The following is a 25,001-nucleotide window of genomic DNA, read 5'->3' on the forward strand; positions in this document are numbered from 1 at the left end:
GGGCCCCGCATCAAGCGCCGCGGCCCCGCACCGGAGGATCGTGGCATATCGCCCGCGTTCCGGTGCCTTGACGCTCATTTCTTAAATAGAGCGTCTGCGCTTGCGCGATGGTGAACGGCGCGTTGAATCTTTTCTCGACATCGGACGATTTCGCTTTCCAGCAGCTGGATTCGCGTTTCCAGTTCGGCAACCGAAAACGGATCGAGGTCCTGCTTTGCGAGCTGACCTGCGAGATCGTCGGATCGACGGGGAAGATTTTCGTCGGCGTCCATGCGACGAAACGTTGACCCTGAGGGGGGCGATGTCAATAAGGCCCCGGAGTTCCCCTTGGGTCAAAAAGCGACGAACCGAATGACAGCAGGCGAAATGATGCTGGCCATCGATCCCGATGCGCCGGGGGGACCCGAAGTCCTTGTTCCCGTCGAGCGCCCGGTACCCCAGCCTGGGGCCGGTGAGGTGCTGGTACGAGTCGCGGCAGCCGGCGTGAACCGGCCCGAGGTGCTGCAACGTCAGGGCAAATATCCGCCGCCGCCGGGGGCACCGTCGATCCTCGGCATGGAGATCGCCGGCACGGTGGTTGCGCTGGGCGACGGCGCCGATGAGTCGCTGATGGGCCGGCAGGTCTGTGCGCTGATCGCGGGCGGTGCCTATGCCGAATATGCGGTCGCGCCCGCCGGCCAGTGCCTGGAAGTGCCGCCGTCGCTCACCATGGTCGAGGCGGCCGCCTTTCCCGAAACGCTGTTCACCGTCTGGTCGAACCTGTTCGATCGCGGCTGGGCGCAGCCGGGCGAAAGCGTGCTGGTCCATGGCGGCACCAGCGGCATCGGCACGATGGCGATCACGCTCGGCAAGCTATTCGGGCTCACCGTGCTCGTCACCGCCGGATCGGACGAGAAATGCGCCGCCGCGCGCAGCCTGGGCGCGGATCTTGCGATCAACTACAAGACCCAGGATTTCGTCGAGCAAGTGAAGACGTTCACCGAGGGCAAGGGCGTGGAGATCGTCATCGACATGGTCGGCGGCGACTATGTCGCCCGCAATCTCCAGTGCCTCGCCGAGGACGGCCGCCACGTCTCGATCGCGGTCCAGGGCGGGGCTAGTGCGACCATCCCGGTGTGGGACGTGATGCGCCGGCGCCTTACGCTGACCGGCTCGACGCTCCGGCCGCGCTCGGTGGAATTCAAGTCGCTGCTCGCCGACGAGCTCCGCCGCAACGTCTGGCCGCTGGTCGCCGAGGGTAAGCTCAAGCCGATCATCGACCGCACCTATCCGTTCGCGCAGGCCCCCGAGGCGCACCGGCGGATGGAGGCGGGCGAGCATGTCGGCAAGATCGTGCTGACGATCGGCGAGCAGCCCGCCTGATCGAAGTTCAGGCGGCGCGGCGGCACGCGGCGAGCGCCTCGCGCGCGATCGGCTCCAGCACCTGGTCCTGATAGGCGATGCGCCGTTCGGCCATGCGCAGCAATTGTTGCACGGCAGTGCGATAGCCCTGCGGATCGACCCGGACCGCGGCCGCGGGCCAGGCGGCGCGGTGCGCCACCATGTGTTCGCGCCATTCCAGGTCCTGCTGCACCGTCCGGCGCGCGAGTGCGTGGTGCACGCCATCGTCGCTGTCGCGCAGCGGGGCCAGCAGCAGGGACTCCTTGGCGAGGTGCAGCGCCCGTACCGCCTCGTCGGCCTGATTGCGAGCAAGATCCAGCGCGACGGCGGAGACACTGGTCTTGGCCAGAATGGCGAGCGCGCGGATGGCGGTGAGGACGTCTTGGGTACGGGTAACAAGCGACGTGTTTTGCATCAGGATCCTTCCTGATGCCATTCTAGGCGGAAATCAGCGATCTGCGGATTGTTGTGGCGTTGAAATGAGTCGCGTCAGCGCCGGATAGGCGGTCTGTTCGCCGTAGAGCACGCGCCCCTCCATGGTGCGCAGGATGTTCTGCAGCCCGGCGCGATAGGCGGCGGGATCTTCGACCACCTTGCTCAGCGGCCAGCGCTGATAGTGCACCAGCCCCATCCGGCGGATGTCGAGATCCCGTTCCACGCAGCACCGGGCAATGGCCGCGAGCGCCGGGTCGCCGCTCCCGCGCAAAGGGACCAGCAGTACCTGCTCCTGCTCGGCGAAGAAGTGGCTCTGCGCGAGCGCCAGACGCTTGCGCAGATCGGCGAGGTGCTGCGGATCGATCGGCGGTTCGCAGGCACGAAGAATATCCTCGATCATTCCCAGGATCCGGCGGGCGGCGCTGCGCAGCGAGTCGAGGGGCATGGCGATCCTTTCCACCCTGCCATTATAGACAATGGAATAGGCCGGCCTCCCTTCGATTTCGCTTCATTCTGCCGGTGGACGGGGCTAGCCTCGCACCGGATCGGGAGGGGGACGTGCTCGAGGTCATTACTGCGCCGGGCAGCGTTGCCTTTGTCTCGGCGATCGTGCTGATGCTGTTGATCGGTATCGTGCAGCTTCTGGGACTGGGTGGCGACTGGGCCGAGCTCTCGCCGGAGCTGGACGTCGACGCCGACGCATCGTTCGACGCGCTCGACTGGATGGGCGTCGGGCGTGTGCCGTTGCTTGTCTCGCTGATCCTGTATCTTGGCAGCTTCGGCCTGCTTGGTCTGCTCGGCCAGCAGGTCGCGCACGACTGGGCCGGCGCCACGCTCAGCGGCTGGATCGCGGTTCCTGCCGCCGCACTCGCGGCGCTGCCGCTCTCCGCGCTGGCCGCACGCGGCGTCGCGCGGATCCTGCCGCGAGAGCATACGACCGCGGTGCCGATCGAAAGCCTGGTAGGCACGACTGCGCAGATCGTGATCGGGCGGGCCCGCGCAGGGTTTCCGGCCCGGGCGCGCGCGCAGGATGCGCATGGCCAGATCCATTACGTGATGGTCGAGCCCGACGGGGACGGCCAGCAATTCGAGGAGGGCGAGCGCGTCCTCCTGATCCGGCGCGAGGGCGACGGCTTTCGCGCGATTTCCTGGGGCGACCATCGTCTGCCCCGTCTGGAGGGGTGAAACCCATGCAATCGATCGTTCCGCAGGGCTCCACGTCGGTGCTGCCCTATCTCGTCTATCCCGGCATCGCCCTGGTCGTGCTGCTGGTGATCGGCATCACCTTCGCCAAGCTGTACAAGCGCGCGTCGAAGGAAGTCGGCTTTGTCCGCACCGGCGCGGGGGGCGAGAAGGTGGTGATCAACGGGGGCGCGCTGGTGCTGCCGGTGTTTCACGAGACGATGCCGGTCAATCTCAATACGGTGCGCCTTGCCGTCGAGCGCAAGAATTCGGATGCGCTGATCACGCTGGACCGCCTGCGGATCGACGTGAAGGCCGAATTCTACGTACGCGTAAAGCCCGATGCGCAGTCGATCGCCACCGCCGCGCAGACACTGGGCCTGCGGACGATGAATCCAGAGGCGCTGAAGGAACTGGTCGAAGGCAAGTTCGTCGACGCGCTCCGTTCGGTGGCCGCGGGCATGACGATGGCGCAGCTGCACGAGCAGCGCAGCGACTTCGTGCAGAAGGTGCAGCAGGTCAGCTCCGCCGATCTGGCGATGAACGGACTGGAACTGGAAAGCGTCTCGCTGACCGGGCTCGACCAGACCTCGATCGAGCATTTCAACGCCAACAACGCCTTCGACGCCGAGGGCCTGACCAAGCTGACCGAGCAGATCGAGCTGCGCAAGAAGGCGCGCAACGACATCGAGCAGGATACGCGCGTGCAGATCGAGACCAAGAACCTCGAGGCGCAGCGCCAGTCCTTCCTGATCGGGCGCGATACCGAATTCGCCAGGCTGGAGCAGGAGCGCGAGCTGGAAGTCCGGCGTGCCGAGCAGGCCTCGGAAGTCGCCCGCGAGCAAGCGGCACGTCAGCGCGAGGCAGAGCAGGCGCGGATCGAGGCGAAGCGCCAGATCGACGCCCAGCAGATCGAGGCCGATCGGGCGATCCAGGAAGCGAAGATCGCGCAGGCGCAGGCGCTGGAGCTTGCCCGGCAGGAGCAGCAGATTGCGGTCCAGAACAAGAGCCGCGAGGAAAGCCAGGCCAAGGCGGTCGCCGATCAGGCGCGCGCGCAGGCCGTGGTGGCCGAGGAAGCCGTGCGCACCGCCCGCGATGCCGAGGTGGCCGAGCGCCAGAAGCGCATCGAGCTGATCGACGCGGCGCGTGAGGCCGAACGGTCGGCCATCGCCATCAAGACGCAGGCCGAGGCGGAGAAGGCTGCGGCGGCCGATCGGGCCGAGGCGGCACGCCTGGCGGCGGAAGGCGAGGCGGAAGCCGCCAAGCTGCGCGCCGATGCGGATCGCGTCCGCTTCGAGGTCGAAGCAGCCGGCCAGCGCGCGGTGAACGAGGCGGCGAACCTGCTCTCCTCCGACCAGGTGTCGCTGCAGACCAAGCTCGCGCTGCTGAAGGTCCTGCCGGAGCTGGTACGCGAGGCCGCCAAGCCGATGGAGGCGATCGACTCGATCCGGATCGTGCAGGTCGACGGCTTGTCGGGCGGCGGAGCCGGTGCCGTCGCTGGGGTCGCCAATGACGGAGGAGGAGATCGCAACCTTGCCAACGCCGCGGTCTCGGCCGCGCTGCGCTACCGCGCGCAGGCACCGGTGATCGACGGGCTGATGCGCGAGCTGGGCTTCGAGGGCGGTACGCTGGATTCGCTGGTGGCGGGGGCTGCGGCCGGCGCGGGTCCGCACCCGGCAAAATCCGAAGCGGCGGAATGACGCCATGCGGGCCGGCGGCGGCGTCGTCGCCGGCCCAGTATGACAATCCCATGAAATCCCAACGATTCGATTTGTAACAATGTCGCGCCATAGGCGAGTCTCTGCATCTGGGTAGCTGCACGGGAACTCGGGCATGGCCACGATCACCAAGCTTTCGTTCGATGTCGCGGGGCTCGCGGACTTCCACGCGGCGACTCCGACGATTCCGGAACGGCCGATCGGTACGCGCCGCAAGTATCGCGCGATCTGGATTTCGGACGTGCATCTCGGAACGCGCGGCTGCAATGCCGAGATGCTCATTGATTTTCTCGACCATGTCGACAGCGACATCATGTATCTGGTGGGCGACATCATCGACGGATGGGCGATGAAGAAGCGCTTCTACTGGCCGGCGACGCACAACGACATCGTCTGGCGCGTGCTCAAGCGGGCGAAGCGCGGCACCGAGATCGTCTATATTCCGGGCAATCATGACGAAATGTTCCGCCAGTTCACCGGGCTGGATTTCGGCGGGGTGAAGATCAAGCGTCAGGCGATCCACACCACCGCCGACGGCCGGCGCCTGCTGGTACTCCATGGCGACGAGTTCGACGCGATCACCATGTCGCACCGCTGGCTCGCGCATCTGGGCGATGCCGCCTACGAGATGATGATGACGCTCAACCGGTGGCTGAACGCGGTGCGTCGCTGGATGGGCCTGCCCTATTGGTCGCTCAGCAAATATGCCAAGCAGAAGGTCAAGAACGCGGTGTCCTTCATCTCCAAGTTCGAAGAGATCGTCGCGCGCGAGGCGGGTGCACGCGGGGTGGACGGCGTGATTGCCGGGCATATCCACAAGGCGGAGATCCGCGCGATCGACGGCATCGCATATTATAACGACGGCGATTGGGTAGAGGGTTGCACGGCGCTGGTGGAGCAGTACGACGGTTCCATGGAAATTCTCCACTGGGCCGACGAGATGGCAGCGCGCGAGTCGCAGCCGGAGTCCGAGGTCAGACTGGCGGCGGCGTGACGGCAGCGGGGGGGACCGAGACCGTGCGTATCGCCATCGTGACCGATGCCTGGGAACCCCAGGTCAACGGCGTCGTCCGCACGCTCCAGTCCGTGCGGCGGGTGCTGGAGAGCCAGGGCCATCAGGTGCTGGTCGTCTCGCCTGACAAATTCTACTCGTTGCCCTGCCCGACCTATCCGGAAATCCGGCTTGCGATCACCAGCGTGGCGGCCGTCGGTGCCATGCTGGAGGAGTTTGCGCCCAACGCGATCCACCTCGCCACCGAAGGACCGCTATGCGTCGCGGCGCGCCGCTGGTGCCTGCGTCAGAAGCGGCCGTTCACCACCGCCTATCACACCCAGTTCCCGGACTATGTCTCGGCGCGCTCCGGGGTGCCGGCCGAGTGGATCTGGCGCTACATCCGCTGGTTCCACACGCCGAGCGCGACCATCCTGGCTTCCACGGCATCGATCCGCCAGTCGCTGGTCGATCATGGCCTGCCCCAGGTGCGGCATTGGGGCCGCGGCGTGGACCTGGCCCATTTCCAGCCCGGCCTGCCCAAGCATCCGGAGATGGCGGAACTGCCCGGGCCGGTGATGCTCTATGTCGGCCGGGTGGCGGTCGAGAAGAACCTCGAAGCCTTTCTCAGCGTCGATCGTCCCGGCACCAAGGTGGTGGTGGGCGACGGCCCGGCACGCGCGATGCTTGAGGCCAAATATCCCGAAGCACGGTTCCTCGGCGCGCAGTTTGGCGCAGATCTGGCGAGTGCCTATGCCAGCGCCGACGTGTTCGTCTTCCCCAGCCGCACCGATACCTTCGGGCTGGTGATGATCGAGGCGTTGGCCTGCGGTACGCCCGTTGCGGCCTACCCGGTCACCGGGCCGGTCGACGTGCTGACGGCGGAGACGGGCGCGATGGACGAGGATCTCGGCACGGCGATCGACCGGGCGCTGACGCTGGATCGTGCTGCCTGCGCCAACTACGGACGCAGCTTCACCTGGGAGGCGAGCGCCCGCCAGTTCCTTACCGCGCTGGTGCCGATCGGCTGCGAGAAGGCCGCCGCCTGAATCGCGGAAACGCTTGCCGAAGCGGGCAAGCTCCCCTACATCAAGACCATGTGTGGCCGCCCGTGATGGGCGGCCCTTATTGTTTCAAGTTCCGGAGATCCACCGTGGCCCAGCCGCTGATGCCGCACGCGACCGCTTCCTGGCTGGTCGACAACACGTCGCTGTCGTTCGAACAGATCGCCGAATTCTGCGGGCTCCACATCCTCGAAGTGCAGGCGATCGCCGACGATACCGCCGCGACCAAGCTCACCGGCCGCGATCCGGTGCGCGCGCACGAACTGACGATGGACGAGATCGAGAAGGGGCAGGCGAACCCCAATTACGTCCTCAAGATGCAGAAGGGCCCCGAGCAGGTCCGCCGTACGAAGGGCCCGCGCTATACGCCGGTCTCCAAGCGCCAGGACAAGCCGGACGGCATCGCCTGGATCCTGCGCAACCACCCCGAGGTTTCGGACGGCGCGATCGGCAAGCTGATCGGCACGACCCGCACCACCATCGCTGCGATCCGCGACCGCACGCACTGGAACATTGGCAACATCGTGCCGAAGGATCCGGTAACGCTCGGCCTGTGCTCGCAGCGCGAGCTGGATGCACTGGTCGCCAAGGCCGCCAAGGCCGCCGGAATCGAGGCGCCGACCGACACCCGCCTCGAGGGCGACCGCGAGGCGCTGATCGAGCAGCTCCGCGCCGAGCGCTATGCGGCGAGCCATGTGCAGGAGGCCGAGAGCGCCCCGATCGAGCACACGGCGGAGAGCCTGTTCAAGCACTGAGATCGCCTTTCCGGGCGTGAATCGACGGGCCTCGGCGCAGCATGTGCCGGGGCCCGTTCTGTTTCTTGGGGCAGCTTTGCGTCGACGTTGCACTGGGCTAGACCGGCAGCGGGGCGGGGGCCCCGGAGGAGGATCGCCATGTGTGACGAACATACCGCAGCCGATAACGACCGCGCGCTGGGCGGAATCACCCGCCGCGGCTTTACCGCCGCCGCCGCCGCGACCGGCATGATGGCGATCCTGCCGACACCCGCCAATGCCGCCACGGTCAAGGGCCGTGACGTCACCATCAAGACCGCGGACGGGACTGCCGATGCCTATTTCGTCGCGCCGACCAGCGGCAAGCATCCCGCCGTGCTAGTGTGGCCGGACATCATGGGGCTGCGGCCGGCCTTCCGGCAAATGGCCGACCGGCTCGCCCAGTCCGGCTATGCGGTGCTGACGGTCAATCAGTTCTACCGCTCGACCAAGGCGCCGTTCCTGAAGCCGGGCCAGTCGTTTGACCAGCCCGAAGTGCGCGCGATGATCATGCCGTGGCGCGAGCCGCTGACCCCGGCCGCGATCACCGCCGATGCCACGACCTTCGCGGCGTTTCTCGATGCCCAGCCGGAGGTCGACGCCAAGCGCGGCATGGGCAGCACCGGCTATTGCATGGGCGGGCCGTTCGTGGTGCGCACCGCCGCCGCGCTGCCGGGTCGGGTCCGTGCCGGCGGCAGCTTTCACGGTGCGCCGCTGGTGACCGAGGCGCCCGATAGCCCGCACAAGCTCGTGCCGCAGCTGCAGGGCCGCTACCTGTTCGCCATCGCCGAGAATGACGATGCTCGCGCGCCGGGCGACAAGGTGGCGCTGCGCACCGCCTTCGTCGCCGCCAAGGTGCCCGCGGAAATCGAAGTCTATGCCGGCACGATGCATGGCTGGTGCCCGCCCGACAGCCGGGTCTACAATGCAGCGCAGGCAGATCGAGCATGGGATCGATTGCTCGCGACCTTGGCCGGCCTCTGACCGGTTGACCCGTCCGCCCGTTCATGTTCCCTTCCTGTTCCCGGCGGATCGAGTCGGGAGCAACAGGGGTACGGGGCCATGACGGACCAACTGATTCTCTACACCAATCCGCAATCGCGCGGCCGGATCGTGCGATGGATGCTGGAGGAAGTGGGCGCTTCCTATACGGTCGAGCTGCTCGACTATGCCTCCACGATGAAGGGCGAGCCCTATCGCGCGGTCAATCCGATGGGGAAGGTGCCCGCCATCGTGCACGGCGGCAAGGTGGTCACCGAGTGCGCTGCGATCTGTGCCTATCTCGCGGAAGCGTTTCCGGAGGCCGGCCTTGCACCGCTGCCGGAGGAGCGCGCCGACTATTATCGCTGGCTGTTCTACGCGGCGGGCCCGGTGGAGCAGGCCGCGACCAACAAGGCCGCGGCGTTCGTTGTGGCCGAGGACAAGAGCCGGATGTTCGGCTATGGCACCTACGACCTTGTCGTCGAGGTGCTGGACCAGCTTCTGTCGTCGCGGCCCTATGCGACCGGCGAACGCTTCACCGCGGCCGATGTCTATCTGGGGTCTCAGATCGGGTGGCTGACGCGCTTCGGGATGCTGCCCGGCCGCGACTCCTTCCTCGCCTATGTCGAGCGGGTGCAGGCGCGGGCGGCATATCAGCGTGCCTGGACGCTGGACGACGCCGATGCCGAAGCGCTGCAAAAGGCGTCCGAACCGGCTTGATCCCCACGTCCCGCTCGCCGATGGTTGTGCGGTGAGCGGGATTGGATTGCAGAACGAGCGGATCGGAAACGGCAACGCTCCGGCTATGGCAGACAGCTGGATTGCCACCGCCGGGCGATATCCGCCGCGGCTGATCGACGCAGCGCTGGCGCTGCACGACAACCAGTTGCACGTCGCCGAGCCATTGCTGCGCGCGCACCTCAAGGACGATCCGTTCGACGTTGCCGCGATCCGGATGTTCGCGGAACTCGCCGGGCGGATCGGCCGCTATCGCGATGCGGAGTCGCTGCTCCGTCGCGCCGTGGAGCTGGCGCCGTCGTTCACGCCCGCGCGCGCCAACCTGGCGCTGGTGCTGTACCGGCTGAATCGCCCCGTGGACGCGCTGGCCGAGCTGGATCGTGTCCTCGCCGACGAGCCGGACAACCTAACGCACACCAATCTGCAAGCGGCGGCGAATGCGCGGCTCGGCGATTTCGATGCCGCGATCGGGCTGTACGAGCGCGTGCTGGAACAGGCGCCCAATCAGCCGCGGGTTTGGATGAGCTACGGGCATATGCTCAAGACCGTGGGACGCCAGGCAGACGCGGTTGCCGCCTATCGGCGCGCGCTGACGCTGATGCCGGCGCTTGGCGAGGCGTGGTGGAGCCTCGCCAATCTCAAGACCGTGCGCTTTGACGATGCCGATCTTGCCGCGATGAATGCCGCGCTGGCGGGGGCGGAACTCGCCGAGGAAGATCGCTTCCACCTCGATTTCGCATTGGGCAAGGCGCTGGAGGAGCGCGGTCAGGCAGCTTCGGCATTCGCGCATTATGCCGCGGGCAATGCGCTGCGCCGCCGTGCGCTCCCCTATGCGGCGGCGGATACGGCCCGGCTGGTCGACGCCCAGATCGCGCACCTCACGCCCGGCCTGCTCGCGGCCCGGGCGGGACAGGGCTACCCGGCGCCGGACCCGATCTTTATCCTCGGCATGCCCCGCGCCGGATCGACGCTGGTCGAGCAGATCCTGTCCAGCCACAGCCTGGTGGAGGGCACCGCCGAACTCGCCGACCTGCCGGTGCTTGCGCGCGAGATCGCCGGCTATCCCGCCGGCCTTGCCGAGCTGACCGGCGATCAGCTCCGCGCGCTCGGCGAAGCCTATCTGCGCCGCACCCGTATCCAGCGGCGCACGGATCGGCCCTTCTTTATCGACAAGCTGCCGAACAACTGGGCGCATGTGCCGCTGATCCTGCAGGCGCTGCCCAATGCGCGCATCATCGATGCGCGGCGCCATCCGCTCGGCTGCTGCTTTTCAAACTTCAAGCAGCATTTCGCGCGCGGCCAGGGCTTCAGCTATGCGCTGGAGGATATGGGCCGCTATTATGCGGATTATGTGCGGCTGATGGCCCATGTCGATGCGGTGGCGCCCGGGCGCGTCCACCGCGTGTTCTACGAGGCCATGGTGGAAGATACGGAAGCACAGGTCCGGGCGTTGCTCGCGGCCTGTGGGCTGGACTTCGAACCCGCCTGCCTGTCCTTCTACAAGACCGAGCGGGCGGTACGCACCGCCAGCTCCGAACAGGTCCGCCGCCCGATCTTTCGCGACGGCGTGGAGGGGTGGAAGCCGTTCGAGCCCTGGCTCGATCCGCTGAAGGCCGCGCTGAGCGACGTGCTCACCGCCTATCCGGGGGTGCCCGCATTCCCCGCATCCTGACGACCTTGCCCGCACTTTTCGGCCTTGGCATGTTCTATTGGGCAATGGTGTGTGGGGTGTCGGATGTGCGCGAGCCCTGGGACGCGTCCGGCTTTGCCTATGTCTGGTATCCGCTGTCGATTGCGGGGTCGGGGATCGCCGGATGCCGTCTGGGTCATCGAGGCTGGCTGGCGGGCCTAGCCATGACGTTCTCCCAGCTGCCGCTTTGGTGGCTGCAGGCCGGGATCGGCCCGATGATCGGCATCGGCCTTCCGTTTCTCGCCGTGCTTGCCTTCCCCCCTGCGATGGTCGCCTCGCTGGTCGGTCGCCTGTCCGCGGCGGCGCATGCCCGTCGCACTCGGTAAGCGTCCGTGGCGTGCGGTCCGATACGCGTCGGCATTATTGTCCTGTGCCATCGGTTCGTTGCTCGATTGTCACAGGTGTTGAACAATCCTTGCGTCCAACCGCAATCTCGCATTGCCTCCGCTTGACGGAGCGGCAGCAGCGCGGGACGCTGCGGCGCAACAAACAAGGGGGTTGTGATGCCGCTCAACCGGTACGGGGTTCGTTTTATTCTGCTCGCGTCCACCATGCTCGCCGCCGCGCCTGCGCTGGCCCAGCAGCAGGCAGAACCCGCCGCGCCGGCTGCCAGCGACCCCAACGAGATCGTCGTCACCGCGCAGAAGCGCAGCGAAAGCATCCAGAACGTCCCGATCAGCATCCAGGCACTGGGCACCCAGCGGCTGGATGAGCTGAACGTCAGCAATTTCAGCGACTATGTGCAGCAGCTTCCCTCGGTATCGTTCCAGGCACTGGGCGGCACGCCAGGCACCAACGTCGTCTATATGCGCGGCGTCGCCTCGGGCGGGGACGGCAACCATTCGGGCTCGCTGCCCTCGGTCGGCGTCTATCTCGACGAGCAGCCGGTCACGACGATTGGCGGCAATCTCGACGTGCACGTTTACGACATCGCCCGGATCGAGAGCCTGGCGGGCCCGCAGGGCACGCTCTATGGTGCCTCCTCGGAAGCGGGCACGATCCGCATCATCACCAACCAGCCCGATCACAAGGGCACCTATGGCCGCGTCGATGCCGAGGTGAACTCGGTGGAGAAGGGGGCGATCGGCGGCAAGCTGGAAGGCATGCTGAACCTGCCGATCAACGAAATCGCGGCGATCCGCCTGGTCGGCTTCTACCAGCACGACGCCGGCTATATCGACAATGTTTCAGGCTGCCGCAGCTTCCTGCCCGAGACCAGCGCGACCTCGTGCACCTCCAGCAAGGGCGGCGTGGTCGTGAACAACCGCCCCTTCGTGAAGCAGGACTACAACGATACCGACATCTGGGGCGGCCGTGCCGCGCTGAAGGTGGATCTCGACGACAACTGGACGGTCACACCGGGGGTGATCTATCAGGAGACGCGCAGCCACGGCGCCTATGGCTATGATCCCAAGGTCGGCGACCTGCAGGTCCAGCATTTCTTCCCAGAATATCGGCGCGATCGCTTCATCCAGGCTGCGCTGACCATCGAGGGGCGGCTGGGCAACTGGGACCTGACCTATGCGGGCGCCTACCTCGACCGTCGCGCCACCCAGTCGAGCGACTATACCGATTATGCCGAGGCCTATGACTCGCTCTATTCCTCGGTAGGCGGGCTTGCCGGCTATTTCTACTTCTCGGACAATGCGGGCAAGGCGATCGATCCGCGCCAGCGCATCGTCGGCACCGATCATTTCAAGAAGACCAGCCAGGAACTGCGCGTCGCGTCTCCCTCCAGCGAGCGGCTGCGGGTGGTTGCCGGCCTGTTCTATCAGCGCCAGTCCAACGACATCCATCAGGACTATCGGGTCACCGGCCTTGCCGACAACCTGTCGGTGAATGGTCATCCGGGCACGCTGTGGCTTACCCAGCAGCACCGCGTCGACCGCGACTATGCGGCATTCGGCGAGCTCAGCTACGATCTGACCAACACGCTCACCGCCACCGCGGGCGGCCGTGCCTATATCTACGACAACACGCTGATCGGCTTCTTCGGCTTCGGCCGCAATCCGGGCAACGGCTTTACCGACACGCCCTATAACGGCGCGGGCAGCTCGCGCACCGGCGTGGCGCAGTGCTTCACCACCGACGGGCTGCGACTGCGCAGCGCGATCGCCGCGGGCAAATCGACCACGCTGCTGCCCGCAGCGGTGGCGGGGGGGCCATGTACCAATCTCGCCACCTATGCGGTGGGCGCGGGCCTGCTTCCGGTGCGCGCCCAGGGGCAGGGGGCGACCTATCGGTTCAACCTCAGCTGGAAGCCGACCAAGGGCGTGCTGGTCTATGGCACCGTGTCGCGCGGCTTCCGACCCGGCGGGATCAACCGCCGCGTCGATGTCGACCCGTACCAGGCCGACTTCCTCACCAACTACGAGCTCGGCGCGAAGACCACGCTGCTGGGCGGCGCGCTGAAGCTGAACGCGGCGGTCTATCAGCAGGACTGGGACAAGTTCCAGTTCTCCTTCCTTGGCGCGAACAGCTTCACCGAGATACACAACGGTCCGAACGCGCGGATCCGCGGGATCGAGGCCGATGCAGCGTTCACCAGCGGCGGACTGTCGCTGACCGCGGCGGGCAGCTACACCGACGCCAAGACGACCAAAAATCTCTGCCTGTTCGACGATCCCACCTATAGCTGCAAGGACACCGGCAACGGGAACCTGATCTCCGCGCCGAGCGGATCGCGGTTGCCGATCACGCCGCAGGTGAAGCTGAGCGGCACGGCGCGCTATACCGTGCCGGTGGGTGCGGCAAAGGGCTATGGCCAGGCAACGGTATCGCACCAGAGTTCGGCCGCATCGGACATCCGCACCGCCGTGTATCAGACCGGCACCGGTGCGATCGTCAGCCCGGCGCAGTTGCTCGGGCGGCTGGAGGCGTTCACCACCGTCGGCCTCGCGGCGGGCGCGGAGTTCGCCCGGTTCAACCTCGAGCTGTTCGTCACCAACCTTGCCGACGAGCGCGGGCAGCTCTCTCGCTTCCAGCAATGCGGGTCGTGCAGCCGCAGCTATATCGTGCCGATCGCGCCGCGCACGATCGGCATCCGCGCGGGCGCCAAGTTCTAGGCTGAATGCGCCGTCGCCCGTGCCGCCCTACCCTGGCGGCACGGGCGACGGGCGATCGCCGCGCGGCCAGATCGTGTGCGGAACGCGGGCGACATGATCGCCGGTCACGATGCTGAAGGCGCTGCAGCACCGTCGATCAGGACGGTCGCGCCATCGTCATTACCTAAGCGCGGGATCCGGCACGATCCAGATCCGTACCGATCCGCCGCCCAACTGCTGGCGGATCACGTCGCACGGGCGGGGAGCGGCTAAGCCGCACCCCTGCGCGGTCAGGCCTCGATCGTGTAATTGAGGAAGTCCGGGATCGGGCCGTTCCAGCCATCATCGGGTCCGTCGTCTTGGTCGCGGCGACGGCGGCGATCGTCACGTACAGGGCGCTCGTCGCGTACCGGGCGCGTGTCTCGGGCGGGCCGCTCTTCGCGGGCCTGACGCTCGTCGCGCGGCGGCCGGCTGCGCTGCTCCTCGCGCGGGGCGGGGGCAGGGGCGGCGTCCTCGCGCGCCGGGGCAGCGCGGCGAGACCGCGGCTTGGCCGGTGCCTCGGCAGCGGCTTCCCCCTGGCGCGGCTCGGGCTTCTTGGTGTCGCGCTTGCCGCCGCGCGCACGCTTGGGCGGAGACGCATCTTCGGCGCCGTCGACTGCCACGGGGCTTGGCACGCGCTCGATCTTGTGGCCGGTCAGCTTCTCGATTTCGGCGATGTTCTCGGCATCTTCCGGGGTCACCAGCGTATAGGCCGTGCCGGTCGCGCCGCCGCGGCCGGTGCGGCCGATGCGGTGGACATAATCGTCCGGATGCCAGGGGGCGTCGAAGTTGAAGACGTGGCTCACGCCCTTCACGTCGATGCCGCGCGCGGCGACGTCCGAGGCGACGAGGATGTTGACGTCACCGTTCTTGAACCGGTCCAGCTCGGCGATGCGGGCCGACTGATCCATGTCGCCATGAATCTCGGCCGAGCGGAAGCCGTGCTTCTTCAGGCTCTTGTTCAGGTCGCGCACGGTCGTCTTGCGGTTGCAGAAGATGATCGCGGTCGACACTTCATCCTGCTGCAGCAGGCGGCGCAGCACGTCGCGCTTTACATGCGCAGTGGCCGGCACCTGCACGATGCGCTGGGTGATGTTGATGTTGGCGGTGGCGGGGCGCGCCACTTCGATCGTCTTGGGATCGGTGAGGAAGCGGTCGGCCAGCTTCTTGATCGGCGGCGGCATCGTCGCCGAGAAGAGCAGCGTCTGGCGGACCTTGGGCAGCTTGGTGCAGATTTCCTCGATATCGGGGATGAACCCCATGTCGAGCATCCGGTCCGCCTCGTCGATCACCAGCAGACTGCAGCCGGTAAGCAGGATCTTGCCGCGGCCATAGAGGTCCATCAGCCGGCCCGGCGTGGCGATCAGGACGTCAACGCCCTTTTCGAGCGCCTTGACCTGGTCGCCCATCTGCACGCCGCCGATCAGCAGCGCCATCGAGAGCTTGTGGTTGACGCCGTACTTTTCGAAATTCTCCGCGACCTGCGCCGCGAGCTCGCGCGTCGGCTCGAGGATCAGCGAGCGCGGCATCAGCGCGCGGGTGCGCCCTTCGCCGAGCACGTCGATCATCGGCAGCACGAAGGCCGCGGTCTTGCCGGTGCCCGTCTGGGCGATGCCGATCAGGTCCTTGCCCATCAGCACCGACGGGATCGCCTGGCGCTGGATCGGAGTCGGCTCTGTATAGCCGGCGTCGGTCACCGCGCGGAGGAGGTCGTCAGAAAGGCCGAGATCGGCAAAGCTCATGCATGTGTCCGGAAATAGGGCGCTCACACCGCCGCAGCAGAAGGCATCGCGCTTGCGGATTCAACCGCAAAAGTCAAGCTTCAGCGTGCGCGAACGAGGTTCTTGAAGGCCTGAACGGGACAGATTCTGCCCGATCGGGAATGGAGCGCGTCCCGGCCGGCGCAAAAGCGGCTGTCCTTGGTCGGCTTGAGATAGGCGCCGGAATAGAAGCCGAGCGCAGGGCATTCCGAGCCGAGCTTCGCGCGCAGCAGCGATCCGTCCTCCAGGATCAGGTCGACGCTGTCGCCGGCATTGACCGTGAAGCCCTGGATGCGATCCACCTCGACACAGCTCTTCGCCTTGCGTTCGATCAGCGCTGTCGGGGCCTCGCGGCGGACGATCACCGTGGTCGTCGTCACGCTCATCCGCGGCACATGGATGGTGAAATGCTGCTGGAACGGCGCTTCTGCCGCCGGATCGGCGGACACGGCCGGGCTCGCCGCGGGAACGGCGAGCATCAGCATCAGGCCTGCGGCGGCGATCGGCAGATTCGGCATCGTGGGACGGGATGGTAGGAACCAAGGGTTGAACGGTGGATGAACTGCCGCAGCCCATGCTATCGCGCAAGCATCATGACTCCCGCGCAGCACCGCATAACGGCCTTTGCCGCCGAACGCTTCGGCCCCAAGGCAGTCACCACCGATCCCCAGGACATCGCGCCCTGGCTGACCGACTGGCGCCGCCGGTATCATGGCGCCGCGCCGGCGATCCTGTCTCCCGCCTCGACCGAAGAAGTGTGCGCGCTGGTGGCGCTCGCGCACGATCTCGGCCAGCCGCTGGTTCCGCAGGGCGGAAACACCGGCATGGTCGGCGGCGCAGTGCCCCCGCCCGACGGCTCTGCCCTGCTCCTTTCCACCCGCCGGATGAATGCGATCCGGCGAATGGATGCCGAGGCGAACCTGGCGGTAGCCGAAGCGGGCGTGATTCTCGCGACCTTCCGCGACGCCGCCGAGGCGGCCGGACGCCGCTTCCCGCTGGATCTCGGCGCGCGCGGCAGCGCCACCATCGGCGGCCTCGTCTCCACCAATGCCGGCGGCGTGCAGGTGCTCCGCTTCGGCACGATGCGCGCGCTGGTCGCGGGCGTCGAGGCGGTCCTGCCCGACGGATCGGTGCATGACGGCCTCTCGGCGCTGAAGAAGGACAATCGCGGCTACGACCTCAACCAGCTGCTGATCGGGGCCGAGGGGACGCTCGGCATCGTCACTGCCGCGACGCTGCGGCTGGTGCCGGCGGCGGCCGCGCGTGCGGTCGCCTGGGTCGGGCTGGAGAGCCCCGCGCAGGCACTCGCCCTGCTGCGCCGCCTGCAGGCCGCGACCGACATGATCGAAAGCTTCGAAATCATGCCCGACGATACCGTGGCGCTGGTGCTGGAGCATGTGCCGGGGACGCGCGTGCCGCTGGCGGCCAGCCATCGCTGGCACGTGCTGATCGAGGCCGTGACCGGCGATGCCACGGCCGAGGCCCCCGCGGCGGTGCTGGAACGCATGCTGGCGGGGGCGTTCGAGGCGGGACTTGCCCAGGATGCGGTGATCGCGGCGAGCGAGGCGCAGGCCGAAAGCTTCTGGCGCATTCGTCACTCCATTTCCGAAGCCGAGCGTGCGGCGGGTCCCGCCGTGCAGCACGACATTTCGGTACCGGTCGAGGACATGCCCCGCTTCATGGTGGAGGGCGGTGCCGAGGCCGAGGCGCGCTTCCCCGGCACGCATGCCATCGCCTATGGCCATCTCGGCGACGGCAATGTCCATTTCCACGTGCGGGCGCCCAAGGGGGTGGACCGCGATCGCTGGTATGCCGAGGACGGACCGCAGATCACCCGGCTGGTGCATGACCTGGTAGTCGCCGCCGGCGGCTCGATCTCGGCCGAGCATGGCATCGGCCAGATGAAGCGCGACGAACTCGCCCGCCTGTCGCCTCCTGCGCGCATGGCCGCGCTGCGCGCGATCAAGACGGCGTTGGATCCGAAGCTGATTCTCAATCCGGGAAAGCTGGTCGCGCTTGCGCCAGCAACCGCCAGCAAATAGACCGCGCAGCGGTTGAAACGCATTTCGACGAAAAAAGTTCTCAGGAGATCCTCATGGCCAGCGCGCCGCAGCAGTCGCTTCCCTTGTTCTACAATCAGCTCGAGCCGCTTTCGAGCCAGGTCCATGCCGATTTCCGTACGCGTTCGACCGACCGCGCGGCCTTCCTCGCCAACCAGCACGCCGTGCCGGTGACCGTCGAGGAATTCCCGCTGGTGCAGCGCTTCATGCCGATCGTCTTCTCGGTCGGGGACGACCCCGTGCCGCTCGCGCTAATGGGCCTGAACGAAGGCGTGAACACCTTCTTCGACGCCGAAGGCAAGCTGATCGACCCGAACTTCTACGTGCCGGCCTATATCCGCCGCTATCCGTTCCTGCTGGCGCGCCTGCGCCCGGACACCGACGAGCTGTCGCTCTGCTTCGATCCGACCTCGGACGTGGTCGGCAACTTCGAGGAAGGCGAGGCGCTGTTCGAGAATGGCGAGCCGAGCGACGTCACCAAGAATATCCTGCAGTTCAACGAGCAGTTCGAAACCGCGGGTGCCCGCACCAGCCAGTTCATGCGTGAGCTGAAGGAACTGGGCCTGCTGATCGACGGCGAAGTCTCGATCCAGCCGGACGGCGCGGCGCAGCCCTTCATCTATCGCGGCTTCATGATGGTCGACGAGAACAAGCTGAACGAGATGCGCGGCGACCAGCTTCGCAAGATCGTGCAGAACGGCATGCTGCCGCTGATCTACGCCCACCTCTTCTCGCTGGCGCAGATGCGCGAGCTGTTCGCGCGCCAGATCCGCAACGGCTGGCAGCCGGAAGTGCAGCTCGTCGGCTGATGAGCGCCGGGGGCAGTTTGGCCCCCGGTCCTTCCGCAAGCCCCTCCTTCCTGGAGGAGGGGCTTCGGCACAGGGGGCTACGTCCCCTGTTTGCCACGGTGGAGGCGCTGCCACACCCCGACCCCTCCGATGCAAGGGGGGGCTGATGCCGCTGCGATCGGGCATCCCCGGCCATCCCGCGCCCGCCGAAAACCACACCGCCGTCCAAGCGAAGATTATGTACGACGAGTTGCCTTGAACTCGCTCGCCGCGTGTCTATATTTCAATTGTACGGCTCGTGTCCCCCCTTTCGCGACGCCGTATGATGCGCCTTCGGGCGTGTCTCCTCCCTGAACCTTGGCCACCTCGTGGGTATCCCGCGAGGTGGTTTTTTATGTGCGGTTCATTCGGCGGCGAGCGCGCCCGGCAGGGCCTCGTCGGCTACCGCCTCCACGATGTCGCGCAGTACCGCGACGATCGCCGGTGCGCCGGGACCGAGCGCGTCGAGCGCTGCATCCAGATAGAGCGATCGATCGAATTCGAGTTGCAGCGCATGAACCCCGTGCCGCGGATCGCCGTGCCGCTCCAGGATATGCCCGCCGGCATAGGGCGTGTTCGCCGCGCAGGCGATGCCGTGTCGCCGCGCGACCCCTTCCACCCGCGCGCCGAACCGTGCCGCCGCCGAGCGGCCGAAGCGGTCGCCGATCACCAGCCGGGGCGCGCTCTCCGGCGCGCCCAGCGGCGGCATCGAATGCACGTCGAGCAGCACCGCTACGCCGAAGCGCGCCTGCGCGGCCGCCAGCGCCTCGGCCAGCGCCAGATGATAGGGCCGGTGGTCCTCGATGATCCTGGAGGCGACGTCCTCGGCGCTGAACCGCCCGCGCCACAACTGCCCCAGCGTGCCGACGCGGCGCGGCACCAGCCCCAATCCGCTGCGAACCTTGGTGGAAAGCGGGCGGCCGTTCTGGTGCGCGCCCTCGTCGATCTGGGGATCCCGATCATGTTCGGCGCGATTGAGATCGATCCAGGCGCGCGCCCGCGTGGCGACGAACAATGTCTCGTCGCGCCGCGCGGCGAGTGCCAGCGAATCGACGTGGCGATCCTCCAGCGCGCGCAGTGCATCGGCGGGGACGCGCAGTGCCTCGATCAGCGCCGGCGGATAGTCGCGACCGCCATGGGGCGCGGACAGCACCACCGGGCTTTCCGGGGGCACCGGCCCGTATCGGTCGAAGCTGAGGGCGCGAGTCACGGCGTGCAGACTAGGCGCCGGCACCCCGGTGGGCAACGCGCGCGCGCCGCCAAGCTGGAAAATCTTAAGGGCTTGGCCCATAAGGAAGGGGCGGTTCGTATCGAGTGGGGTGAAGATGATCCGGATTTTGCTGGCAGAGGACGACCGCGTAATGCGCGAGTACCTCACCCGCGCGCTCGAACGATCGGGCTATGCGGTCAGCGCCGTCGATCGCGGCACGGCGGCGGTGCCGCTGCTCGAAGCCGAGCGATTCGACCTGCTGCTGACCGATATCGTCATGCCCGAGATGGACGGGATCGAACTCGCCCAGCGCGCTGCGGAGATCGCGCCGGACATGCGGGTGATGTTCATCACCGGCTTCGCGGCGGTGACGCTGCGCGCGGGCAAGCAGGTGCCGCAGGCGCGCGTGCTGTCCAAGCCGTTCCACCTGCGCGACCTGGTGCTGGAGGTCGACCGGATGTTCGAATCCGAAAATGTGGGGCAGAATTGAAATTAGCGCTTGCGCGGGGTGTCGCCCCCCGCTAGAGGCGCGCTTCCCGAGTTTCGGGCGCGTAGCTCAGTGGTAGAGCACTGTGTTGACATCGCAGGGGTCGCAAGTTCAATCCTTGCCGCGCCCACCATCAAAGAGCCCGTCGGCGTACATCGCCCGGCGGGCTTTTTGCTGTTCGGCCCTCGGCGCGGCGCGGCGCAAAAATAATTTTGGTGAAGCGGTGTGGGTATGGGCGATCCGTGTCGTCTTACACATGGACATCTTTATCGCTAAATAGTCGCCAAGTCGGCCGGAAGTTTTGGTGCAGCGGCACCGCAGCTTACTTTCGGTGGCCAAGAAGAGCGAATACAAGAGCGAAACGATGTCGCAACGATGACAGGGGACCCGCGATTGTCGCCACAGTTTAGCAGCGGACGCATTCGCGTCCTTACCTTCCTCCACAGCTTCCATCCCGGCGGCGTGGAACGGGTGGCTTTGCGCCTTGTGCGGCACTGGCGGGCAATGGGGGTGGATGCGCCGCTGTTCCTCGGCCGTGAGGATGGCGCAATGCGCGAGGAGTTCGGCGACATCGACTATGCGATGCCGCGCCAGCCGCGCCGTAGCCAGGCGGGCTGGGAAACGCTGTGGATGATCCTGACGCTGCCGGCGGTGATCCGTCGCCTGCGCCCGGATGTGCTGTTCGTCGCCGGATCCACCTACACCATCGTCGCCTTCGCGATGCGCCTGCTGCTCGGCCGCCGCTGCCCGCCGATCGTGGTGAAGATCAGCAACGATCTCGCCCGGCGCGATCTCCATCCGGTGGCGCGCTTCTTCTGGCGGGCATGGTTGCGGATCCAGGCACGCTGTGCACGCCACTGGGTGGTGATGGACGAATCGATGACGCCCGAGCTGCCCCCGGTGATGGCGGCGCGCGGCCATGTCGTCCATGATCCGGCGATCTGTGCGACGCAGCTGGTGCCGGTGCGGGTCTCCCGGTCCGTCGGCGCACGCCGCTTCGTCGCAATTGGCCGGATGGTCGCCCAGAAGCATTTTGCGCTGATGCTGCGCGCCTTCGCTGCGGCGGTGCAGCCGGGCGAGACGCTAACGATCTTCGGCGACGGACCGGAACGGCCTGTCTTGGAAGCGCTGGCGGCATCGCTCGGCATCGCGGATCGCGTGACCTTTGCGGGCCATGTTGCCGATGCTCCCGGCAAGCTCGCCGACTTCGACGTGCTGCTGATGTCGTCGCGCTACGAAGGCGTGCCGGCGGTGGTGATCGAGGCGCTGGCCGCCGGGCTGGCGGTGGTTTCCACCGATTGCGGGGCGGGGCTGCGCAGCCTGCTTGGCCAGGGACGGTTCGGCACGATCGTGCCGCAGGACGAGGCACTGCTCGCCGCCGCGATCCGCACGGCGCCGATGGCGGCCCCCGATCGCATCGCGCTGCTCGCTTCGCTGCGGCGCTTCACCATCGAGCGCTCGGCGCAGGACTATCTCACGCTGTTCGTCGAAGCGGCGGCAGCCCGTTCCCCCCTCCAGCCCGCGCGGCTGGACCAAGAGGCGCACGCATGACGTCCCCTGTAACCGCGGCGCGTACTGCCTATGCCGCGCTTTCCGCTACCACGCGCGAGCGGCTGCTTGCCCTTCTCGGCCTTGCCTTTTCCGCCGCGATCCTGGTGGCGGTGTTCTACCAGCTGGACGGGCTGGATTTCACCATCCTGACCCAGGCACCGACCAGCCCGCTGTTCTGGCTGTGCTTCGCGGCCACCTATGCATTGGCGCCGTTCATGGACTGGCTGATCCTGCGCCGCATCTGGGGCGTGGGCGCGGGCGCCTTCCCGGCGCTGTTGCGCAAGCAGGCCGCCAACGAAGTGGTGCTCGGCTATTCGGGCGATGCCCAGCTCTATGTCTGGGCACGCCGCACCTTGGGGGCAGGGGGGCGGCCGTTCGAGACCCTGCGCGACGTGGCGGTGACCTCGGCGCTGGCAGGCAATCTGGTGACGCTGGCGATGCTGGTGCTGAACGCGCCCATCGTCCACGGCCTCGCCAAGGGCACGCTGTTCACCACGCTGCTGATCTCCACCGCGACGATCGTCCTGTCGTCGCTTGCCATCTTCTTCTTTCGCCGCATGGTGTTTGCCCTGCCGCCGCGCCAGCTGCTGATGACGCTGGGGATCCACATCGTCCGGATCCTGCTGAGCCTCGTGCTGACCGCGCTGCTGTGGAAGCTGCTGCTGCCGTCGGTGCCGGCAGCGGCGCTGTTCCTGGTCGGCACGCTGCGCATGATGCTGTCGCGCCTGCCCTTCGTGCCGGCGCGCGAGGCGCTGCTGGCGCCGCTGATCGTGGCGCTTCTGGGGGATTCGGCGGGCCTTGCCGGGGCGGTACTGTTCGTCGCGACGCTGATGCTGGCGGCCCATGTCGTGGTAGGCGGCGCTTCGGCGCTGGCCGACATGGTCGCACGGCCCAAGCCGCGCATCGCCTGAACCTCCGGCAAAAATGACCTTGGCGCCCGTGCATGGCTTCGGCCATGCACGGGCCGATTGCTTTTGGTGGATGGACTTCTTCGGGGACGGGGTATGGGCAAGACGTTCGTGGTGCTGGGCGCGCTACTTGCCGGTGTGGCGCTGGGCTTTGCCGCACGCTGGCCGGCCGGCGCCTTTCTGATCCCCTGGATCGACGCGGTCGCGCCGATCGGCGCCTTCTGGATCCGCGCGCTGACCATGACCTTGGTGCCGCTGGTGTTCGCGCTGGTGGTGAGCGGCGTGGTCAATGCGGTGCGCCACGGACAGGGCGGGCGGGTGCTTGCGGCCAGCTTTGCGGTGTTCCTGCCGATGCTGGTGCTGGCGGTGCTGCTGGCCTGGGGTGTGGTCGAGATCGTGCTGCGGCTTTTCCCGCTGGGGCCCGATCCGCTGGCCGGCCTGCTCGGTTCGGCCCCGCCCGCCATTCCGCACCTGCCCAGCGGCACCGATCAGATCCTCGCCATCCTGCCGGAGAACCCGGTTGCGGCGGCAGCGAGCGGGCAGATGCTGCCGCTGGTGGTGTTCGCCGTCCTGCTCGGCGCGGCGCTCGCCCGCACACAGGGCGATCGCTTCGCAGCGATCGTCGAGGACCTCGCCCGCGCGATGACCCGCATCGTCGACTGGATCCTGCTGCCGGCGCCGATCGGCATCTTCGTGCTCTCCTTGGGGGCGGGCAAGGCGGCCGGAGCGAGCGTGGCTGGCGTCCTCGCGCGCGAGGTGGGCGCGGAGATCCTGTTCTCGCTGAGCGCCATCCTGCTCTGCTACCTGCTCGTCCAGCTGTTCCGGGCGATGCCGATCGGCCAGTTCGCTCGCGCGATCGTACCGGCGCAGGCGACGGCGGCGGGCACCTGTTCGTCGATGGCGACCGCGCCCGTCTCGATGGAGGTCGCGCTCACCCGCCTCAAGCTGCCGCAGGAAGTGGCAGGGACGACGATGCCGCTTGCCATCTCCACCTTCCGCCTGGCGACCGCGGGCGTGAGCCTGATCGAGGTGTTCGTCGCCGCGCATGCCGCCGGCGTGCATGCGGCGCCCGTGCAATGGGTGCTGGCCGGGGCCACCGCGGTCATCGCGGGCATCGCCACGCCCGGGCTGCCGGGGGCGGCGGTGATCTATGCCTGCACGGCGCCGGGCTTGCAGATCCTCGGCGCGCCGCTGGCGATCATCCCGCTCTATATCGCCACGGCGGCGATCCCCGACATGTTCATCACCACCGCAAGCGTCACCGGGCAGTTGACCGCGACGACGCTGGTCGCCCGGCTGGTCAGGCGAGGGCGCTGAGGCCGGGCAGGCTGCCCTCGGCGATCGTCATGCTGCGGCCGCCGATCCAGGCCTGACCCTCCGCATCATAGTCCACGGCAATGCGGCCGCGCCGGGCAAGCTTCGTGCCCTGCGCTGCGACATAGCCCGAGGTCGCGCGTCCGCTTTCGTACAGCCATTGCGCCGCGGACGCATTGAAGCTGCCGGTCACCGGATCCTCGATGATTCCGCCGAACGCGTCGGTGAACAGCGTGCGGATCTCCCAGGCGATCGGGGCGCCTGCCGGGTGCGCCCCGATCAGGCCGATCTCCAGCCGCCCGTCCCAGTGTCGCACCGGCTCCACCGCCAGCACTGCCTCCGCCGAATCGAGCAGCACGGCAATCCACCCCGGGCCATTGTCCGCCCAGGCCGCATCGACGATCGCCGCGGGATCGATCCGCAGCGCCTTAGCCAGCGTTGCGCGCGTCGCTGCATCTACCGGACCGCTGCGCAGGAGCGGCGGCGCGGCGAAGGCGAGCCGATCGCCGTCCCGGCGGATCGGGATCTGTCCCGCGCCGCATTGCTGGACGATCCGGTCGCCCGCTGCCGGCCGTCCGCCCGCCGCCAGCCAGGCGTGCGCGGCGCCCAGCGTCGGGTGACCGGCGAAGGGCAGCTCGCGATCCAAAGTGAAAATGCGCGCATGGTAATCGGCGCCCGCTACGCTCGGCGGCAACAGGAACACCGTCTCGCTCAGGTTGAACCAGCGGGTGATGGCCTGCATCGTCGCGGTGTCGAGATCGCCGCCGCCCCGAACCACCGCCAGCGGATTGCCGGTGAACGGGCCGTCATGGAACACGTCGACCAGTGTAAAGGGTGTCGTCATGGCTG

25 protein-coding genes and 1 tRNA gene are annotated in these 25,001 nt (G+C 67.4%); 18 read left to right on the plus strand and 8 right to left on the minus strand.

Annotated features, from left to right (window positions below):
• Positions 1-74: 74 nt before the first annotated feature.
• On the minus strand, positions 75-272 hold the full coding sequence (locus tag OIM94_RS15810) for a DUF1192 domain-containing protein (RefSeq protein WP_264607640.1): 198 nt from the start codon (positions 270-272) through the stop codon (positions 75-77).
• 97 nt (positions 273-369) lie between these two features.
• On the opposite strand from OIM94_RS15810, the gene OIM94_RS15815 reads away from it, so the two are divergent.
• Complete coding sequence (locus OIM94_RS15815; protein WP_264609930.1) at positions 370-1,362, plus strand: NAD(P)H-quinone oxidoreductase; 993 nt, start codon at positions 370-372, stop codon at positions 1,360-1,362.
• A gap of 7 nt (positions 1,363-1,369) precedes the next feature.
• Here the strand turns inward: OIM94_RS15815 and OIM94_RS15820 are convergent, their stop codons facing one another.
• A complete protein-coding gene (locus OIM94_RS15820) occupies positions 1,370-1,795 on the minus strand; it encodes a hypothetical protein (protein WP_264607641.1) in 426 nt (141 codons plus the stop codon).
• 33 nt (positions 1,796-1,828) lie between these two features.
• Complete coding sequence (locus OIM94_RS15825; RefSeq protein WP_264607642.1) at positions 1,829-2,260, minus strand: hypothetical protein; 432 nt, start codon at positions 2,258-2,260, stop codon at positions 1,829-1,831.
• A gap of 113 nt (positions 2,261-2,373) precedes the next feature.
• Between OIM94_RS15825 and OIM94_RS15830 the strand changes: the two genes are divergently transcribed.
• From OIM94_RS15830 to OIM94_RS15875, 10 genes are all read left to right on the plus strand, one after another.
• Positions 2,374-3,000 (plus strand): YqiJ family protein, encoded by a 627-nt coding sequence (locus OIM94_RS15830; protein WP_264607643.1) that lies wholly within the window; start codon positions 2,374-2,376, stop codon positions 2,998-3,000.
• Positions 3,001-3,005: 5 nt separating this feature from the next.
• Positions 3,006-4,697, plus strand: coding sequence for a flotillin family protein (locus tag OIM94_RS15835; RefSeq protein WP_264607644.1), 1,692 nt, complete (start codon positions 3,006-3,008; stop codon positions 4,695-4,697).
• A gap of 133 nt (positions 4,698-4,830) precedes the next feature.
• Positions 4,831-5,709, plus strand: a complete 879-nt coding sequence (locus tag OIM94_RS15840; protein WP_264607645.1) for a UDP-2,3-diacylglucosamine diphosphatase — start codon at positions 4,831-4,833, stop codon at positions 5,707-5,709.
• Between the two features lie 23 nt (positions 5,710-5,732).
• Positions 5,733-6,755, plus strand: coding sequence for a glycosyltransferase family 4 protein (locus OIM94_RS15845; protein WP_264607646.1), 1,023 nt, complete (start codon positions 5,733-5,735; stop codon positions 6,753-6,755).
• Positions 6,756-6,874: 119 nt separating this feature from the next.
• On the plus strand, positions 6,875-7,525 hold the full coding sequence (locus OIM94_RS15850) for a DUF1013 domain-containing protein (RefSeq protein ID WP_264609931.1): 651 nt from the start codon (positions 6,875-6,877) through the stop codon (positions 7,523-7,525).
• A 138-nt stretch (positions 7,526-7,663) separates the two neighbouring features.
• Complete coding sequence (locus tag OIM94_RS15855) at positions 7,664-8,527, plus strand: dienelactone hydrolase family protein (RefSeq protein WP_264607647.1); 864 nt, start codon at positions 7,664-7,666, stop codon at positions 8,525-8,527.
• 78 nt (positions 8,528-8,605) lie between these two features.
• Positions 8,606-9,244: a glutathione S-transferase family protein gene (locus OIM94_RS15860; RefSeq protein ID WP_264607648.1), complete on the plus strand. Its 639-nt coding sequence runs from the start codon at positions 8,606-8,608 to the stop codon at positions 9,242-9,244.
• 85 nt (positions 9,245-9,329) lie between these two features.
• Entirely contained in the window at positions 9,330-10,934 is a 1,605-nt protein-coding gene (locus tag OIM94_RS15865) for a tetratricopeptide repeat-containing sulfotransferase family protein (protein ID WP_264607649.1), read from the plus strand.
• A 5-nt stretch (positions 10,935-10,939) separates the two neighbouring features.
• On the plus strand, positions 10,940-11,278 hold the full coding sequence (locus tag OIM94_RS15870; protein ID WP_264607650.1) for a hypothetical protein: 339 nt from the start codon (positions 10,940-10,942) through the stop codon (positions 11,276-11,278).
• A 177-nt stretch (positions 11,279-11,455) separates the two neighbouring features.
• Entirely contained in the window at positions 11,456-14,017 is a 2,562-nt protein-coding gene (locus OIM94_RS15875; protein WP_264607651.1) for a TonB-dependent receptor, read from the plus strand.
• 269 nt (positions 14,018-14,286) lie between these two features.
• Here OIM94_RS15875 and OIM94_RS15880 read toward each other — a convergent pair whose 3' ends face one another.
• Positions 14,287-15,777, minus strand: coding sequence for a DEAD/DEAH box helicase (locus tag OIM94_RS15880; RefSeq protein ID WP_264607652.1), 1,491 nt, complete (start codon positions 15,775-15,777; stop codon positions 14,287-14,289).
• 80 nt (positions 15,778-15,857) lie between these two features.
• Entirely contained in the window at positions 15,858-16,313 is a 456-nt protein-coding gene (locus OIM94_RS15885; RefSeq protein ID WP_264607653.1) for a hypothetical protein, read from the minus strand.
• Positions 16,314-16,388: 75 nt separating this feature from the next.
• Between OIM94_RS15885 and OIM94_RS15890 the strand changes: the two genes are divergently transcribed.
• Together OIM94_RS15890 and OIM94_RS15895 are read left to right on the plus strand one after the other, a co-directional pair.
• A complete protein-coding gene (locus OIM94_RS15890) occupies positions 16,389-17,837 on the plus strand; it encodes an FAD-binding oxidoreductase (protein ID WP_264607654.1) in 1,449 nt (482 codons plus the stop codon).
• Positions 17,838-17,890: 53 nt separating this feature from the next.
• Complete coding sequence (locus OIM94_RS15895; protein WP_264607655.1) at positions 17,891-18,664, plus strand: SapC family protein; 774 nt, start codon at positions 17,891-17,893, stop codon at positions 18,662-18,664.
• A gap of 382 nt (positions 18,665-19,046) precedes the next feature.
• On the opposite strand, the gene OIM94_RS15900 is transcribed toward OIM94_RS15895, so the two are convergent.
• Entirely contained in the window at positions 19,047-19,892 is an 846-nt protein-coding gene (locus OIM94_RS15900; RefSeq protein WP_413716365.1) for an N-formylglutamate amidohydrolase, read from the minus strand.
• A 115-nt stretch (positions 19,893-20,007) separates the two neighbouring features.
• Between OIM94_RS15900 and cpdR the strand changes: the two genes are divergently transcribed.
• Both cpdR and OIM94_RS15910 read left to right on the plus strand, forming a co-directional pair.
• Entirely contained in the window at positions 20,008-20,382 is a 375-nt protein-coding gene (cpdR, locus tag OIM94_RS15905; RefSeq protein ID WP_264607656.1) for a cell cycle two-component system response regulator CpdR, read from the plus strand.
• A gap of 55 nt (positions 20,383-20,437) precedes the next feature.
• Positions 20,438-20,512 (plus strand) — tRNA-Val (locus OIM94_RS15910).
• On the opposite strand, the gene OIM94_RS15915 is transcribed toward OIM94_RS15910, so the two are convergent.
• Complete coding sequence (locus OIM94_RS15915; protein WP_264607657.1) at positions 20,491-20,874, minus strand: hypothetical protein; 384 nt, start codon at positions 20,872-20,874, stop codon at positions 20,491-20,493. The genes OIM94_RS15910 and OIM94_RS15915 overlap by 22 nt on opposite strands.
• On the opposite strand from OIM94_RS15915, the gene OIM94_RS15920 reads away from it, so the two are divergent.
• The 3 genes from OIM94_RS15920 to OIM94_RS15930 all read left to right on the plus strand — a co-directional run bounded on the left by OIM94_RS15920 (position 20,851) and on the right by OIM94_RS15930 (position 24,155).
• Entirely contained in the window at positions 20,851-21,930 is a 1,080-nt protein-coding gene (locus OIM94_RS15920) for a glycosyltransferase (RefSeq protein WP_264607658.1), read from the plus strand. The genes OIM94_RS15915 and OIM94_RS15920 overlap by 24 nt on opposite strands.
• Positions 21,927-22,841, plus strand: a complete 915-nt coding sequence (locus OIM94_RS15925; protein ID WP_264607659.1) for a hypothetical protein — start codon at positions 21,927-21,929, stop codon at positions 22,839-22,841. Before OIM94_RS15920 ends, OIM94_RS15925 begins: the two co-directional genes overlap by 4 nt.
• 93 nt (positions 22,842-22,934) lie before the next feature.
• Positions 22,935-24,155 (plus strand): dicarboxylate/amino acid:cation symporter, encoded by a 1,221-nt coding sequence (locus OIM94_RS15930; protein WP_264607660.1) that lies wholly within the window; start codon positions 22,935-22,937, stop codon positions 24,153-24,155.
• Here the strand turns inward: OIM94_RS15930 and OIM94_RS15935 are convergent.
• Entirely contained in the window at positions 24,139-24,996 is an 858-nt protein-coding gene (locus OIM94_RS15935) for a PhzF family phenazine biosynthesis protein (protein WP_264607661.1), read from the minus strand. The genes OIM94_RS15930 and OIM94_RS15935 overlap by 17 nt on opposite strands.
• Positions 24,997-25,001 lie beyond the last annotated feature (5 nt).

This window comes from Sphingomonas sp. R1 (assembly GCF_025960285.1).
Classification (GTDB): Bacteria; Pseudomonadota; Alphaproteobacteria; order Sphingomonadales; family Sphingomonadaceae; genus Sphingomonas.

Excerpts from the sequence above, each read along its gene's own strand:
- OIM94_RS15810 (WP_264607640.1), bottom strand. The coding sequence starts at position 272 with ATGGACGCCGACGAAAATCTTCCCCGTCGATCCGACGATCTCGCAGGT.
- OIM94_RS15815 (WP_264609930.1), top strand. The coding sequence starts at position 370 with ATGCTGGCCATCGATCCCGATGCGCCGGGGGGACCCGAAGTCCTTGTT.
- OIM94_RS15820 (WP_264607641.1), bottom strand. The coding sequence starts at position 1,795 with ATGCAAAACACGTCGCTTGTTACCCGTACCCAAGACGTCCTCACCGCC.
- OIM94_RS15825 (WP_264607642.1), bottom strand. The coding sequence starts at position 2,260 with ATGCCCCTCGACTCGCTGCGCAGCGCCGCCCGCCGGATCCTGGGAATG.
- OIM94_RS15835 (WP_264607644.1), top strand. The coding sequence starts at position 3,006 with ATGCAATCGATCGTTCCGCAGGGCTCCACGTCGGTGCTGCCCTATCTC.
- OIM94_RS15840 (WP_264607645.1), top strand. The coding sequence starts at position 4,831 with ATGGCCACGATCACCAAGCTTTCGTTCGATGTCGCGGGGCTCGCGGAC.
- OIM94_RS15850 (WP_264609931.1), top strand. The coding sequence starts at position 6,875 with ATGCCGCACGCGACCGCTTCCTGGCTGGTCGACAACACGTCGCTGTCG.
- OIM94_RS15855 (WP_264607647.1), top strand. The coding sequence starts at position 7,664 with ATGTGTGACGAACATACCGCAGCCGATAACGACCGCGCGCTGGGCGGA.
- OIM94_RS15860 (WP_264607648.1), top strand. The coding sequence starts at position 8,606 with ATGACGGACCAACTGATTCTCTACACCAATCCGCAATCGCGCGGCCGG.
- OIM94_RS15865 (WP_264607649.1), top strand. The coding sequence starts at position 9,330 with ATGGCAGACAGCTGGATTGCCACCGCCGGGCGATATCCGCCGCGGCTG.
- OIM94_RS15875 (WP_264607651.1), top strand. The coding sequence starts at position 11,456 with ATGCCGCTCAACCGGTACGGGGTTCGTTTTATTCTGCTCGCGTCCACC.
- OIM94_RS15880 (WP_264607652.1), bottom strand. The coding sequence starts at position 15,777 with ATGAGCTTTGCCGATCTCGGCCTTTCTGACGACCTCCTCCGCGCGGTG.
- OIM94_RS15885 (WP_264607653.1), bottom strand. The coding sequence starts at position 16,313 with ATGCCGAATCTGCCGATCGCCGCCGCAGGCCTGATGCTGATGCTCGCC.
- OIM94_RS15890 (WP_264607654.1), top strand. The coding sequence starts at position 16,389 with ATGACTCCCGCGCAGCACCGCATAACGGCCTTTGCCGCCGAACGCTTC.
- OIM94_RS15895 (WP_264607655.1), top strand. The coding sequence starts at position 17,891 with ATGGCCAGCGCGCCGCAGCAGTCGCTTCCCTTGTTCTACAATCAGCTC.
- cpdR (WP_264607656.1), top strand. The coding sequence starts at position 20,008 with ATGATCCGGATTTTGCTGGCAGAGGACGACCGCGTAATGCGCGAGTAC.
- OIM94_RS15925 (WP_264607659.1), top strand. The coding sequence starts at position 21,927 with ATGACGTCCCCTGTAACCGCGGCGCGTACTGCCTATGCCGCGCTTTCC.
- OIM94_RS15930 (WP_264607660.1), top strand. The coding sequence starts at position 22,935 with ATGGGCAAGACGTTCGTGGTGCTGGGCGCGCTACTTGCCGGTGTGGCG.
- OIM94_RS15935 (WP_264607661.1), bottom strand. The coding sequence starts at position 24,996 with ATGACGACACCCTTTACACTGGTCGACGTGTTCCATGACGGCCCGTTC.